Origin of the sequence: Escherichia albertii (genome assembly GCF_028622335.1) — a bacterium.
In the GTDB taxonomy this organism is placed as follows: domain Bacteria; phylum Pseudomonadota; class Gammaproteobacteria; order Enterobacterales; family Enterobacteriaceae; genus Escherichia; species Escherichia albertii.
The window spans coordinates 404,194-419,462 of the sequence record NZ_CP117568.1; the positions used below are offsets into that span (position 1 = coordinate 404,194).

The 15,269-nt window shown below is 50.8% G+C and carries 10 protein-coding genes and 1 pseudogene; 6 read left to right on the plus strand and 5 right to left on the minus strand.

Translation table 11 applies throughout. The features are described from left to right. Nucleotides 1-100: 100 nt before the first annotated feature. Complete coding sequence (pdeR, locus tag PS053_RS01985) at nt 101-2,086, minus strand: cyclic di-GMP phosphodiesterase (protein WP_059224324.1); 1,986 nt, start codon at nt 2,084-2,086, stop codon at nt 101-103. A gap of 54 nt (nt 2,087-2,140) precedes the next feature. Here pdeR and PS053_RS01990 point away from each other — a divergent pair. Next, a pseudogene (locus PS053_RS01990) lies at nt 2,141-2,209 on the plus strand (hypothetical protein); the annotation flags it as partial. A 112-nt stretch (nt 2,210-2,321) separates the two neighbouring features. On the opposite strand, the gene PS053_RS01995 reads toward PS053_RS01990, so the two are convergent. The 3 genes from PS053_RS01995 to fabI form a co-directional block, all read right to left on the minus strand. Beyond that, complete coding sequence (locus PS053_RS01995) at nt 2,322-4,256, minus strand: exoribonuclease II (protein WP_000484957.1); 1,935 nt, start codon at nt 4,254-4,256, stop codon at nt 2,322-2,324. A gap of 67 nt (nt 4,257-4,323) precedes the next feature. Then, the gene (locus PS053_RS02000; protein ID WP_256921761.1) at nt 4,324-5,451 is read right to left on the minus strand and encodes a CMD domain-containing protein; all 1,128 of its coding nucleotides are present in this window, start codon (nt 5,449-5,451) and stop codon (nt 4,324-4,326) included. Between the two features lie 143 nt (nt 5,452-5,594). Beyond that, nucleotides 5,595-6,383, minus strand: a complete 789-nt coding sequence (gene fabI / locus PS053_RS02005; RefSeq protein WP_000506483.1) for an enoyl-ACP reductase FabI — start codon at nt 6,381-6,383, stop codon at nt 5,595-5,597. A 523-nt stretch (nt 6,384-6,906) separates the two neighbouring features. Here fabI and PS053_RS02010 point away from each other — a divergent pair. From PS053_RS02010 to PS053_RS02030, 5 genes are all read left to right on the plus strand, one after another. Next, on the plus strand, nt 6,907-7,473 hold the full coding sequence (locus PS053_RS02010; protein WP_025237084.1) for a TetR/AcrR family transcriptional regulator: 567 nt from the start codon (nt 6,907-6,909) through the stop codon (nt 7,471-7,473). 147 nt (nt 7,474-7,620) lie between these two features. Next, nucleotides 7,621-8,742 carry an efflux RND transporter periplasmic adaptor subunit gene (locus PS053_RS02015; RefSeq protein ID WP_256879149.1) on the plus strand — a complete coding sequence of 374 codons (1,122 nt, stop codon included), beginning with the start codon at nt 7,621-7,623 and terminating at the stop codon, nt 8,740-8,742. After that, nucleotides 8,742-11,849 carry an efflux RND transporter permease subunit gene (locus PS053_RS02020; protein WP_256879148.1) on the plus strand — a complete coding sequence of 1,036 codons (3,108 nt, stop codon included), beginning with the start codon at nt 8,742-8,744 and terminating at the stop codon, nt 11,847-11,849. Before PS053_RS02015 ends, PS053_RS02020 begins: the two co-directional genes overlap by 1 nt. A gap of 3 nt (nt 11,850-11,852) precedes the next feature. After that, entirely contained in the window at nt 11,853-13,226 is a 1,374-nt protein-coding gene (locus PS053_RS02025) for an efflux transporter outer membrane subunit (RefSeq protein WP_059269993.1), read from the plus strand. 8 nt (nt 13,227-13,234) lie between these two features. After that, complete coding sequence (locus PS053_RS02030) at nt 13,235-14,407, plus strand: multidrug effflux MFS transporter (RefSeq protein WP_059228670.1); 1,173 nt, start codon at nt 13,235-13,237, stop codon at nt 14,405-14,407. 54 nt (nt 14,408-14,461) lie between these two features. Here PS053_RS02030 and sapF read toward each other — a convergent pair whose 3' ends face one another. Continuing rightward, nucleotides 14,462-15,268 (minus strand): peptide ABC transporter ATP-binding protein SapF, encoded by an 807-nt coding sequence (sapF, locus tag PS053_RS02035; protein WP_000573416.1) that lies wholly within the window; start codon nt 15,266-15,268, stop codon nt 14,462-14,464. Nucleotide 15,269: the final 1 nt, after the last annotated feature.

Sequence of the window (15,269 nt, forward strand, 5' to 3'; positions counted from 1 at the left end):
TGCCGTTAAAAGAGAAGTGATTAACGGCAAGGCATAATTATCATTTGCGGATACGATATGTGGCGAGATTATATATCGTTAAGTAGATGAGTTCGTCTTTTTATACACGTTTCAGATAACGTTTATACCAGCGTTCAAAAGCGACAGCGGGCATCGGTTTTGCAAACAAGAAACCTTGCCTCTCATTGATGCCATTTTTGGTTAAAAAGGCGTCTTCTTTTGCGCTTTCTACCCCCTCCGCAATCACCTGAAGATTCAGCGCCTGGGCTACGGCAACGATCGCACGTACCAGCGATTGCGAAACCGGCTGTTTGTGAATATCACGGACAAAAATCTGATCGAGTTTTATGGCGTCGATAGGGAAGCGCGCCAGTTGAGAAAGCGAAGAGTAGCCGGTGCCGAAATCATCCAGATGTACTTGCGCCCCTAACTGGCTAAATTGCTGAATAACGGACAGCGCCAGTTCATCATTTTCAATCAGACAACTTTCGGTTAGCTCGACATCAATAGGGCAGTATTCAAATTTAAGTTCCTGAAGGACCTGTTTAAGGTCGGTGAAAATGGTTTGATCGGCAAGTTGCCGCGCAGAGATGTTCACCGCTACTCGCAGGTTGATGCCTTTATCCCGCCACTTCGCCACCTGGCGTACGACATCAAGAATAACCCAGCGGCCTAAAGGGACAATTAGCCCGGACTCTTCGGCGTAGGAAATAAAGTCCAGCGGTGGAATCAATCCACGTTCGGGCGATTGCCAGCGCACCAATGCTTCCAGACTTCGTACTTCACCGCGCCAGGTGATTTTGGGTTGATAGTGAATGACTAACTGATTGTTTTCCAGAGCTTTACGCAGGTTGGTATCCAGCCAGAGATATTCAAATACTCGTTGATTCATTTCTGGAGAAAAAACGCAAAACTGCCCACGGCCACCTTCCTTCGCCGTGTACATTGCCGTATCGGCATGGCGAATAATGGCTGCACTATCCATACCATGTTGCGGAGAAAGTGAAATGCCGACTGAACAGCCAGTATAGACTTCAATTAAACCAATACTGAAGGGCTGGCGAAGACGGGTTAAAATGCGCGACGCCATCGCTTCTAACGCGCTTTGCGAGGTGTTTGGCGCGAGTATCAGAAATTCATCGCCGCCTGGGCGTGCCAGTACCTGATCCTGCTCAAGGCAGCTTAAAATAGCTAGTGAAACCTCGCGTAATAACTGATCGCCAAACACGTGTCCGTAGGCATCATTCACCTTTTTAAAATTGTCTAAATCAAGATAAACCACACCAACTTTGTTGCCGTCCGCCTGCTTAATGGCGTTATCGATCAACTCCTGCATTGCGTTACGATTCGGCAATCCGGTGATGCTATCAGTGTTAGCCAGAATTCGCAGTCGTTCCTGGGCACGGCGCTCTTCGGTGATATCGGTGCCGGAGCAGATCAAATAGATTTCATTTTTACCGCTACCGCTATGTACGAATTTGTTGCGGAACAGAAACAATCGCTGGCCTTTACGCGTCTGTACCCAGCGTTCCACTTCATAAGCGTTGCCGCTACGGAAAAAACCACTGTTGTTACGCCGTGAGATAGCAGCCTCGCGGCGATTCATAAACAATTTAAACACGCTTTGTCCAATGACATCGTGCTCTTTTAGTCCGGTATATTCTTCGCATAACCGATTAAAACGTTGGATATTTCCCCGGCTGTCCAGAATCACAATTGCAGAATGCGCTTCAGAAACCACTTGTTCAGCAAAGGATAGTCCGTGCGATAAATCGCGGGCTACCGCAGGTGTGTCATGCCATGCAGACGCATTCCCGGCCCATTCACGCTTATTGATCTTACGGCCTACCAGATGAACAGAGAGGTCGCTCTCCTCGACGACTAAGTTCATCATCAAACCAGACGTGATGACCGTCATTTCCCTGATACGTGCAGCCTGTTCCGCAGATAACAGCAGAGTCCGCTCTGGTTCCGTTGCTTCGTTACAGGAGAAACGTAAAACATCACTATTTTCCGACAAACGCCAGTATGGGTTGTGCGATCCGAGAAAGTTGTACAACGTTGTAGACTCCCTAACGGTTTTCATGATGCCTCCCCTCGGGTTAACCGCGGTCCCCCGCAATTAAATGAAAGGTCCAACATGACTTACATAAAATTAACGGCGGCTAAACGCATTGTTTTTTTTATATATTTATTTGTAATCCAGTTTTGAAAAAACGCCAGTTTTCAAACGAAAGTCCGTTAAAAAAGTTGGGGATAAAAGAATGCAGGGGAGAGTAAAACAAACGGCCCATCTGTAATGAATGGGCCGCGAAAGGGGGTTATGCTACCGGGCGAGCAATAATGCTGCGGGTTTCTATGCGGACTTCGGCAATAGTGACGTCGATAACGTCAGTCACCTTGTAAACCGTTTCACCTTTGATTTGTACGGTGCCGTTCTCCTGGCTGCAAACCAATTCGTCGCGTACAGCGTGTAAGAATGGTGCCGGAATAAAGGCAATAGCGCCATTGTCGATCAGACGCACACGCATACCACCACGGCTGATATCGACGATTTCCGCCGCAAAACGAGTATCAGTCCCCGCCTTGTCTTTCAGGAAACGAGCGTACAGCCAATCACCGACATCACGCTCCGCCATTCGGTTGAGACGACGACGCTCTGCCATTTGGACAGTGATCTCATCCTGCGGACGCGTCGCCGTTTCACCTTTAATGACGGCTTTCAGCAGACGATGGTTGATCATATCGCCATACTTACGAATCGGCGAAGTCCAGGTGGCATATGCTTCCAGACCGAGGCCAAAGTGAGGACCAGGTTCGGTACTGATTTCTGCAAAAGACTGGAAACGACGGATGCGGCTGTCGAGGAAACCGGTCGGTTGTGCATCCAGTTCACGACGTAGTTTACAGAAACCATCCAGCGTAAGCACTTCTTCAGCATCGACATGCAGGCCGTGCGTTTTCAGCAGCGCTGCCAGCGCGTCGGCATTAGCTGGATCGAAGCCCATATGCACGTTATAGATGCCAAAGCCGAGTTTATCGCGCAGTACGCGGGCCGCACAAATATTGGCGGCGATCATCGCTTCTTCGACGATACGATTAGCAATACGACGTGGTTCGGCAACGATATCCAGTACTTCACCTTTTTCACCGAGGATAAAACGGTAATCCGGGCGATCTTTAAATACCAGCGCGTGGTTATGACGCCATTCGCCGCGGCGCTGGCAAATTTGCGCTAATAGGCGAATTTGTTCAGCAATTGCGTCGCTTTCTGGCTGCCAGTCACCGGTGTTTTCCAGCCAGTCAGAAACCTGGTCATAAACCAGTTTGGCTTTGGATTCGATAGTAGCGGCAAAAAACTCGATGTCATCTTCAATACTGCCATCAGCGGACAGCGTCATCCGACATGCCAGTGCCGGACGTACCTCATTGGCACGCAATGAGCAGAGATCGTCAGAAAGCTCACGCGGCAGCATTGGAATGTTGAAGCCCGGCAGGTAGTTGGTGAATGCGCGAATTTTCGCGGCTTTATCCAGCTTGCTGCCTTCCGCAATCCACGCGGTTGGGTCGGCGATCGCCACAATCAGTTGCAGCTTGTTATCCGGCAATGTCCTGGCGAAGAGGGCGTCATCCATATCTTCCGTACTGGCGCTGTCGATGGTGACAAAATCCAGCGAGGTCAGATCTTCACGCACCAGACCTTCATCCAGCATTTCGGTAGCAACACCATCTGGCGCTTCTTTTTCCAGATTATGGCGTGCCAGGGTGACCCACCACGGCACAAAATGGTCGTCGCCGAAGGTGATATATTGCGTCAATTCCGCATAGAAGGAACGATCGCCTTTTAGCGGATGGCGGCGCATTTCAGCAACCGCCCAGTCGCCTTCTTTAAACTCGTGAGTCAGACCACGGGCCGCACGGCAAGGAATAGCATCTTTCAATAATGGATGATCAGGGACGATGGCCAGGCGGTCATTCTTGCCCTGAATTTTACCGACGAAGCGGGTCAAAAATGGTTCAACCAGTTCTTCTGGTTCTGCGGATTCACGATCTTTTTCGCTGTGGATCACCGCGATAATTCTGTCGCCATGCATGACTTTTTTCATTTGCGGCGGCGGAATGAAATAACTTTTTTGCGCGTCGACTTCCAGGAAGCCAAAGCCTTTTTCTGTGGCTTTTACCACCCCTTCAGCGCGGGGCGTCTGGGAATGCAGTTGCTGTTTAAGCTGCGCTAGCAGCGGGTTGTCCTGAAACATAATTGTCTATTTTGGTGGCCATTAGAGCGGCTGACAGTTTTACGCGAATCTGTCTGACGCGGCAAGGTTAATCTGTCTCACCCAACGCGATTTTTAAGCGATTTATCCAGCCACAAAGCCCGCTCCATACCAGCAGATTAATAACCTGCGTTGATGACGTTTTTTGTTCGAGTAATAGGCTGAACTGGGCGGCGCTAAAGCGATCGGGTGCTCGGGTCAGCCATTGTATCGCCTGAATGGCGGTGCGCTCAACAGGATGGCGGTCAGTCCACTGGTTAATTTCGTTTTCGCTCTTACGCAGGACGGCGATAGCTTCTTTATATTCAACAGCTGAATAGGCAATAGTGTTAAAACAATCGACGCTGCCATTAATTCGTGCACTTAATAACGCGGCAAGCTGGTGGCCAGACTTTTCGTTGGCCAACGTGCTGGAGAGTAGCTTTCCTAACAGAGAAAGTGAAGCAGGTTGGAGATTCAGTGTTTCGGCCAGTCGATGAAGTTCTGTTGTCGTCTGTATCTCTCGCACTTCAGATGCGTCCTCTATTTTGTAGCAGGTACGCCAGCGAGTTGATACGTCAGCAAAAAGTGACGCGTCGGCGTAGTTTTGTAGCTCCAGACCGGGTAACCGACGAACGGTTTCCCCGAGGCTGGCCTGAAAAGTAGCAATTGCCCGCGCCTGAAAACCGATAAAACCAATAATCTGATTAATGGACACACAGTCCCATGCTGTCAGCCCGACATCGTTAAGATGCTGGCGAGAACGTTCATCAATAATGGATGGAGAACCAGCTAACTGACGGGCATATTGTGTAATTTGCGCCAGTCGGCGATTGCTTTCTCTTGAGGAGTCTGGCCCCGGAATCGGCGTCAGCCGCGCGGAATAGTAGCTGCACAATCGCTGGACGCCGCAGACCTGGGCAACTGTCAGAGCGGTCGACAGGCGTTCATAGGCGGTAAAAGTTTGTGGGTGAGTCACTGCAAGTTGGTCAGGAAACAACTTCACCGCAAGAGCACGTGCGGGCGTCAGCCATGAATGAAAGGGAATTAACGTTTCTTCCTCGAGGATCACGTCGAGCAGAAAAGGATCGCTTACTTTTGCCGCGCCTGGCACCAGCGGCTGAACGTCGTATTCCAGAGTGCTGGATTGGGTTTCGTGATACCAGTGGCTTTTGCCTGAACTGCGGCGCTGTTCCATGGGCGTTCCTTGGTCATAACGGAAATCGTTATCCTGACGCAAGGCGGGCAGGGGAGAAAGATTGATCGGCGATAACAAAGATCAGAAAGGTATAACAGAGAAAACGGGCGACAGAGCGCCGCCCGAAGAGACGAAAAGAACGATTATTTCAGTTCCAGTTCGTTCATTGCCGCGATGCTGAAACCGCCGTCAACGTGAACCACTTCGCCGGAGATACCTGCAGAGAGATCGGAGCACAGGAATGCGGCGGAGTTACCCACATCTTCAATGGTAACGGTACGACGAATCGGCGTAACCGCTTCGCAATGCGCCAGCATTTTACGGAAGTCTTTGATGCCGGAAGCGGCCAGAGTACGGATAGGACCAGCAGAAATAGCGTTAACACGCACGCCTTCCGGGCCCATTGCATTAGCCATATAACGCACGTTTGCTTCCAGAGACGCTTTCGCCAGGCCCATCACGTTGTAGTTCGGGATAGCGCGTTCAGCGCCCAGGTAGGACAGGGTCAGCAGGGCAGACCCCGGATTCAGCATGGAACGGCAAGCTTTTGCCATCGCAACGAAGCTGTAAGAGCTGATGTCGTGGGCAATTTTAAAGCCTTCACGGGTAACGGCGTTTACATAGTCGCCATCAAGCTGATCGCCCGGCGCAAAACCAATGGAGTGTACAAAACCGTCAAATTTCGGCCAAACTTTACCCAACTCAGCGAACATGGTGTCAATGCTGGCATCTTCGGCAACATCGCACTGCAGAACGATGTCAGAACCCAGTTGAGCGGCAAATTCTTCTACGCGGCCTTTCAGTTTATCGTTCTGGTAGGTGAATGCCAGTTCCGCTCCTTCGCGGTGCATCGCCTGAGCGATACCGTAGGCGATGGACAGTTTGCTGGCAACACCGGTTATCAGAATGCGCTTACCGGAAAGAAAACCCATAGCTTTAATCCTTATTGTTGATGCTTGTCGTGCCTGAAAATCAGGCGATTCGTCGTTTTAGTAAACAGTACGAACAGATAAACGGTTATTATAATCAACCTGGCTGTAGGTGGCTATAGTTGCTCTTTCAGTACAGGAGAAGAAGTCGCGCTACAGAACATTTTGCTTTATCTGACTTTGGTGCCAGCATGGTCAGATTGTGGAAATATCCCATGAAATCTGAAGAACTATTCAGCAATGTATATATATGACATCCGGCAAACTAAACAGTTTTATCTGTCCCGGAATTTGTTGCGTCAAGGTGATTAATTATCTGGCGACAACAGGTCGCTATTAATTTTTTCTCACGAACAGACATGAATTTAATATTGTCAACCATCTTCACAGAATCTCCATAATCTCTTCATTATCAGAATATGCGCCATGAATAAGATAAAAATACTTTCCATTGCTTTGGAGAAACGTATAATTAGCTAAAAATGAGAACGATCATTCTCATCAGATAAAAGGCCAGGAGATAAAGATGACCAGTAAGCTGGAGATACGTCATAAACAGCGTCAGGATGAAATCATCAACGCCGCCCGTCGGTGCTTTCGTCGCTATGGTTTTCATGCCGCCAGTATGTCGCAAATTGCCAGCGAAGCTCAGCTTAGCGTTGGGCAGATTTACCGTTACTTCGCTAATAAAGATGCCATCATTGAAGAGATGGTCCGCCGTATCATCGACTTTCGTATTGCCCAGATGGATATTGACGCACGTACCGATCACTTCCCGGAAGTCCTTGCCTGGCGGAAATCCTTAAACGAAGACGATGACGCCTTAATGCTGGAAGTGGCCGCAGAGGCAACACGTAACCCGCGGGTGATGGCAATGCTCGAAGAGGCGGATGCCAGAATGTTCGCTAATGGCTGTGCTCACATGAAAAGAATGCATCCCCATCTTAGCGATGAACACATTGGTTGCTGTGTGGAGGTGCTTGCCACCATGATGGAAGGTACGGTTTATCGTCGCTTGACGCCGCAAAAAAGCGATCCTCAACATTTGCAGGAAATATATCAGGGTATTATTAGTATGTTGATAAACAAATAAGAACAGAATTAACCGATAATGGGGGATATTAATCCCCTGACTTCATTACGGAATTTATTTCGTGATGTAGATTCGTCATATCTGAATATACCTGAAAATTCCTCATTCATTTTTATGGGGAGGGTATTATTCACCCTGGAGAAAATAATGAAGTATATAGCAACAACTGTAGTGGCAGTGCTGCTCTTATCGGGTTGTGATAATACGCAAAGCAACAATACATCTGTGGCGGAAACAGAAGTGGGGGTTGTGACGCTCAAACCACAGCCGATTTCAGTGATCAGTGAATTAACCGGGCGTACCAGTGCCGCACTCAGCGCCGAAGTACGTCCGCAGGTTGGGGGAATTATCCAGAAACGCCTGTTTAATGAGGGCGATTTGGTTAAGGCTGGACAACCGCTCTATCAGATTGATTCAGCCAGTTATCGTGCGGCATGGAATGAAGCTCGCGCGGCATTACAACAGGCACAAGCACTGGTAAAAGCCGATTGCCAGAAAGCGCAGCGCTATGCCAGGCTGGTGAAAGAGAACGGTGTGTCACAACAGGATGCTGATGATGCTCAGTCTGTCTGTGCACAAGATAAAGCCAGTGTAGAGGCGAAAAAAGCCGCGCTGGAAACGGCGCGCATTAATCTTGACTGGACTACGGTAACCGCACCGATTTCGGGGCGTATTGGCATTTCGTCGGTAACCCCTGGCGCACTGGTGACCGCGTCGCAGGATACGGCGTTAACGACTATTCGGGGTCTGGATACAATGTATGTTGACCTCACTCGCGCCAGTGTCGATTTATTGCGTCTGCGCAAACAGTCGCTGGCGACCAACAGCGACACCCTGAGCGTCTCACTTATTCTGGAAGATGGCACAACCTACAGCGAAAAAGGGCGCCTGGAGCTCACCGAGGTGGCTGTGGATGAATCTACCGGTTCGGTGACATTACGGGCGATTTTTCCTAATCCACAACAGCAGTTGTTACCCGGCATGTTTGTTCGCGCCCGAGTCGATGAAGGCGTGATGGAAGACGCTATTCTTGCGCCTCAACAGGGCGTTACGCGCGATGCTAAAGGCAATGCTACTGCGCTGGTGGTGAATAAAGACAATAAAGTAGAGCAGCGAATGCTCGAAACGGGAGAAACGTATGGTGATAAATGGCTGGTGCTAAACGGCCTGCACAACGGCGACCGATTGATTGTTGAAGGTTCCGCCAAAGTCACTTCAGGGCAGACCGTCAAGGCTGTTGAAGTTCAGGCTGATGGAGGCAACGCCTGATGTTTTCGCGCTTTTTTGTCCGCCGCCCGGTCTTTGCCTGGGTTATCGCCATTTTGATTATGCTGGCGGGTATTCTGGCGATTCGTACATTACCCGTCGCGCAATATCCTGACGTTGCGCCGCCGACCATTAGAATTTCTGCTACCTATACCGGAGCCTCCGCCGAAACGCTGGAAAACAGTGTAACGCAGGTTATTGAGCAACAGCTCACCGGGCTGGATAATTTGCTCTATTTCAGTTCAACCAGTAGTTCTGATGGTTCGGTCAGCATTAATGTGACCTTTGAACAAGGTACCGATCCCGATACTGCACAGGTTCAGGTACAAAATAAAATTCAGCAGGCAGAGTCGCGCCTACCGAGTGAGGTCCAGCAAACAGGCGTCACGGTGGAGAAATCACAAAGCAACTTTCTGCTGATTGCTGCCGTTTATGACACCACTGACAAAGCGACCAGTTCAGATATTGCCGACTGGCTGGTCAGTAATGTTCAGGATCCGCTGGCGCGCGTTGAAGGGGTCGGGAGTCTGCAAGTTTTTGGCGCAGAATATGCTATGCGCATCTGGCTTGATCCGGCCAAACTAGCGTCTTACTCGCTGATGCCATCAGACGTACAAAGCGCCATTGAAGCGCAAAACGTGCAGGTGACAGCCGGGAAAATCGGTGCATTGCCTTCGCCAAATACCCAGCAACTGACGGCAACGGTGCGTGCGCAGTCTCGTTTGCAGACCGTGGATCAGTTCAAAAATATTATCGTAAAAAGTCAGTCAGACGGCGCGGTTGTTCGCATCAGGGATGTGGCTCGCGTAGAGATGGGCAGTGAAGACTATAATGCCATTGGCAAACTGAACGGTCATCCGTCGGCCGGGGTGGCGGTGATGCTGTCGCCTGGTGCGAATGCGCTGAATACGGCGACGTTGGTCAAGGATAAGATCGCAGAATTCCAGCGAAATATGCCACAGGGATATGACATCGCATACCCGAAAGACAGCACGGAATTCATTAAAATTTCAGTAGAGGATGTGATTCAGACGCTGTTTGAAGCCATCGTATTGGTGGTTTGCGTGATGTATTTATTCCTGCAAAACCTGCGTGCCACACTGATTCCGGCGTTAGCGGTGCCCGTCGTTTTGCTGGGCACATTCGGCGTTCTTGCGTTGTTTGGCTATTCGATTAATACCCTGACGTTGTTTGCAATGGTGCTGGCGATCGGCTTGTTGGTGGACGATGCCATTGTGGTGGTGGAGAACGTCGAACGCATTATGCGTGACGAAGGGTTGCCCGCGCGTGAAGCCACGGAAAAATCCATGGGCGAGATCTCTGGCGCACTGGTTGCCATTGCGCTGGTGTTGTCAGCCGTATTCCTGCCGATGGCCTTCTTTGGGGGATCTACGGGCGTAATTTATCGTCAGTTCTCCATCACCATCATCTCCGCAATGCTGCTTTCCGTGGTGGTGGCATTGACCTTAACGCCAGCGCTGTGCGGTTCTGTTCTCCAGCATGTTCCACCGCATAAAAAAGGCTTCTTTGGTGCATTTAACCGTTTCTACCGTCGTACAGAAGTACGCTATCAACATGGCGTGCTTTATGTTCTGCAGCGTGCTGCCCGAACGATAGGCGTTTATGTTGTGTTGGGCGGCGGAATGGCCCTGATGATGTGGAAACTGCCGGGCAGTTTCTTACCCACTGAAGACCAGGGCGAAATCATGGTGCAGTACACGCTGCCTGCCGGGGCAACCGCAGCGCGTACTGCAGAAGTCAATCGCCAGATCGTTGACTGGTTCCTGGTAAACGAGAAAGCAAATACCGATGTTATTTTTACCGTTGATGGTTTTAGTTTTAGCGGCAGCGGACAGAACACCGGGATGGCGTTTGTTTCGTTGAAAAACTGGTCACAACGTAAAGGGGCAGAAAATACTGCGCAAGCCATCGCCTTACGGGCAACCAAAGAGCTGGGCACAATCCGTGATGCCACGGTATTTGCGATGACGCCGCCAGCCGTTGATGGACTGGGGCAAAGCAACGGCTTTACGTTTGAATTAATGGCAAGTGGCGCTACTGACCGTGAAACCTTGCTTAAAATGCGTAATCAGTTAATTGAACAGGCGAATCAAAGCTCTGAATTGATTTCTGTGCGCGCCAATGACCTGCCGCAAATGCCGCAATTGCAGGTAGATATTGATAACAATAAGGCCGTGTCGCTGGGGTTGAGCTTAAGCGATATCACCAACACGCTGGCCAGCGCGTGGGGGGGGACTTATGTGAATGACTTTATTGATCGTGGTCGTGTCAAGAAAGTCTACCTTCAGGGCGACAGTGAATTTCGTTCCGCGCCGTCAGATTTAGGGAAATGGTTTGTGCGTGGTAGCGATAACGCCATGACGCCGTTCTCTGCTTTTGCCACTACGCGTTGGATCTATGGCCCGGAAAAACTGGTGCGCTACAACGGTTCTGCGGCTTATGAAATTCAGGGGGAAAACGCGAGCGGTTTTAGTTCTGGCGATGCGATGGCAAAAATGGAAGCCCTGGCGAACAACCTTCCGGCAGGAACAAGCTGGGCCTGGAGTGGTTTGTCATTGCAGGAGAAACTCGCCAGCGGACAGGCGATGAGTCTGTATGCGGTGTCTATTCTGGTGGTTTTCCTCTGCCTTGCCGCACTGTACGAAAGCTGGTCAGTCCCGTTCTCGGTCATTCTGGTGATCCCGCTGGGGCTTCTCGGCGCGGCGCTGGCGGCCTGGATGCGCGATTTAAACAACGACGTTTACTTCCAGGTGGCGCTATTAACCACTATCGGTTTGTCGTCGAAAAACGCCATTCTGATTGTAGAGTTTGCTGAAGCGGCGGTTGCTGAGGGCTATTCCCTGAGCCGGGCGGCATTACGCGCGGCGCAGACACGTCTGCGTCCAATCATCATGACCTCACTGGCGTTTATTGCCGGGGTAATGCCACTTGCAATGGCTACCGGCGCGGGCGCGAACAGCCGCATCGCCATTGGTACCGGCATTATTGGCGGTACGTTGACCGCCACGCTACTGGCAATCTTTTTTGTCCCTCTCTTTTTTGTACTGGTGAAACGTTTGTTTGCCGGTAAACCGCGCCGTCAGGAGTAAGTTATGTTGCGTCGTTCTCTTATTTTTCTGGTGCTGTTGAGTGCGGGATGTGTGTCGCTCGATCCTCACTACAGTACACCTGAATCCCCAATCCCGGTGACGCTGCCGGGAACACAGAGCCAGGGGAAAGCAATCAGTCATGAGTGGCAGCAAGTGATCCACGATCCCCGATTGCAGCAGGTGGTGACTATTGCACTGAACAGTAACCGCGATGTGCAAAAAGCGATTGCGGATATTGATTCTGCGCGGGCGCTATATGGGCAAACCAATGCGTCGTTATTCCCGACGGTGAATGCGGCTTTAAGTTCGACCCGCAACCGTACGCTGACGAGCGGAACCGCTACCAGTGCTGAAGCGGACGGTTCTGTCTCCAGTTTTGAGCTGGACCTGTTTGGTCGCAATCAGAGTTTGTCGCGGGCAGCACGGGAAACCTGGCTTGCCAGCGAATTTACGGCGCAGAACACCCGCTTAACGCTGATTGCCGAAATCAGCACCGCCTGGCTGACGCTGGCTGCCGATAACAGCAATCTGGCGCTGGCAAAAGATACGATGGCCAGTGCAGAGCACTCGCTGAAAATTATCCAGCGCCAGCAGCAGGTTGGCACTGCGGCAGCGACGGATGTCAGTGAGGCGATGAGTGTTTATCAGCAGGCGCGCGCCAGCGTTGCCAGTTATCAGACACAAGTGATGCAGGATAAAAACGCCCTGAACTTACTCGCCGGAACCACGCTTGCGGAAAATCTGCTACCGGGAACACTGGAAAGCCTGCCGGAACAGATGATAAGCCTGGTTCCTGCGGGAGTGTCATCTGACGTTCTGCTGCGTCGCCCGGATATCCAGGAAGCGGAACATAACCTGAAGAGCGCCAATGCTGATATTGGCGCAGCGCGGGCAAACTTCTTCCCGACGATTTCGCTGACTGCCAGTGCCGGCGTTGGCAGTGATGCATTGTCATCGCTGTTCAGCCACGGAATGCAGGTCTGGTCGTTTGCGCCCTCGGTGACATTACCGCTGTTCACTGGGGGCAGTAATCTGGCGCAACTTCGCTACGCGGAAGCGCAAAAGCGCGGACTCATTGCCACTTATGAAAAAACAGTCCAGAGCGCCTTCAAGGATGTCGCCGATGCGTTGGCCCGCCGGACAACACTGGAAGAACAACGGGATGCCCAGCGCCAGTATGTCAACGCCGAACAACAAACGGTCGATATTGGCCTGCGTCGTTATCAGGCCGGCGTTGGCGATTATCTGACTGTGTTGACGGCCCAGCGCAACTTGTGGAGCGCACAGCAGGAATTACTGGCGTTGCAACTCACTGATTTTACAAACCGAATCACGCTCTGGCAGTCGCTGGGCGGCGGTATGTCATCACTCAAGTAAGGAGCAGTATGAGCAGAGTCTCTCTTTCATGGGCATTAATTCTCGGTCTTTTAGCCGGGATTGGCCCAATGTGTACCGACCTTTACTTGCCTGCGTTGCCTGAGATGTCGAAACAACTGGCGGCGACCACGACCATAACGCAATTAACGCTGACCGCGTCACTGATTGGCCTTGGTGTCGGGCAACTGCTGTTCGGCCCTTTGAGCGACAAAATCGGGCGCAAGCGCCCGTTAATCTTGTCGTTGCTATTGTTTATTGTCTCCTCCGTTTTGTGTGCGACAACCAACAATATTTACTGGCTGGTGGTTTGGCGTTTTATGCAGGGGATTGCGGGGGCAGGTGGTTCGGTGCTTTCTCGTTCCATTGCTCGTGACAAATATCAGGGCGTAACGCTGACCCAATTTTTCGCGTTGTTGATGACGGTGAATGGACTGGCGCCTGTGTTATCGCCAGTGTTGGGCGGTTATATCGTCAGCACCTTTGACTGGCGCATTTTATTCTGGGTTATGGCTGAGATTGGTACCGTACTCTTGTTGGGGTGTCTGTTATTTATTCATGAGACCTTACCGGAAAATAACAGGGGCTCATCATTGCTATTAACCGGGCGAAGTGTGTTACAGAATCGCCGTTTTATGCGCTTTTGTCTGATTCAAAGTTTTATGTTGGCAGGGTTGTTTGCTTATATCGGCTCTTCGTCTTTCGTGTTGCAGAAAGAATTTGGCTTTAGTCCAATGCAATTTAGCCTGGTATTTGGCCTTAACGGCATTGGACTTATCATCGCTTCCTGGATTTTTTCACGTCTGGCCCGACGATTTAATGCGATGAAATTGTTGCGAGTTGGCCTGATTGCGGCAATTTTGTGTGCATTGCTCACATTCTTATGTGCATGGCGGCAACTGCCCATCCCGGCACTGGCGGCATTGTTTTTCACCATCGCATTTTGTAGCGGCATTGGCACCGTTAGTGGGGCAGAGGCAATGAGTGCTGTAAGAACACAAGAATCTGGAATGGCGTCTGCGCTAATGGGGATGAGCATGTTTGTTTTCGGCGGTATAGCCGCGCCGTTGTCGGGATTAGGTGGGGAAACGCTGTTAAAAATGAGTTTGGCGATTACGGTGTGTTATACGCTGGCACTCCTGGTTGCGCTCATCGGAACGGGTAATCAGAAGGTGGAAGATTAACGAGTTGTTCATTCTGACAGAGATTATCTCCCTGTCAGAATGCTGTTTAAGAGATCAGCGATCCTTGCGCCAGGCATCTGCCGTCAACGCTTCGCCAAAATGCCCGGAAATTAGCCGCCTGGTAAGCTCATGCAGCGGTGAGGCCAGCACATCCGCGGTACTCCCACGCTCGACGACCTCGCCCTGGTGCATCACCAGAACCTGGTCGCTGATGTGCTTCATCATTCCGATATGTTGAGTCACATAGATATAAGAGATGCCTTGTTTCTCTTGTAACTCCAGCATCAGATTAATTAACTGCGAACGCATCGACATATCCAGCGAGGCGAGGGCTTCATCGGCGATGATCACTTTTGGTCGCAATATTAGCGCGCGCGCCAGCCCCAGACGCTGTTTTTGACCCGGTGCTAACATATGCGGGTAATAGCTAACGTGATCAGGCAGTAGCCCAACCATACGCATCGTTTCAATTATCTGTTTCCGTCGTTGTTCCGGCTCCAGATCGGTGTTTAAACGCAGAGGAAAATCCAGGATTTGCGAGATACGCTGACGCGGGTTCAACGAAGTGGACGGATCCTGGAAAATCATGCGAATACGCTGACTGCGGAAAGAATAATCGCCAAAATGCAGCGGATGATCGTCAATCAATAACTCGCCGCTGGTAGGTTCAACCATTCCCGCCAGCATCTTTGCCAGTGTTGACTTACCGGAACCATTTTCGCCGATGATCGCCAGTGTCTGGCGTTCACGCAATGTAAAACTCAAGGGTTTTACCGCTTCCACCGTTTGACGACGAAACCACCCGGTCCGGTAGCGGAACGTTTTGCTTAAATTACGTACTTCGAGCAACGTTTCGATCATC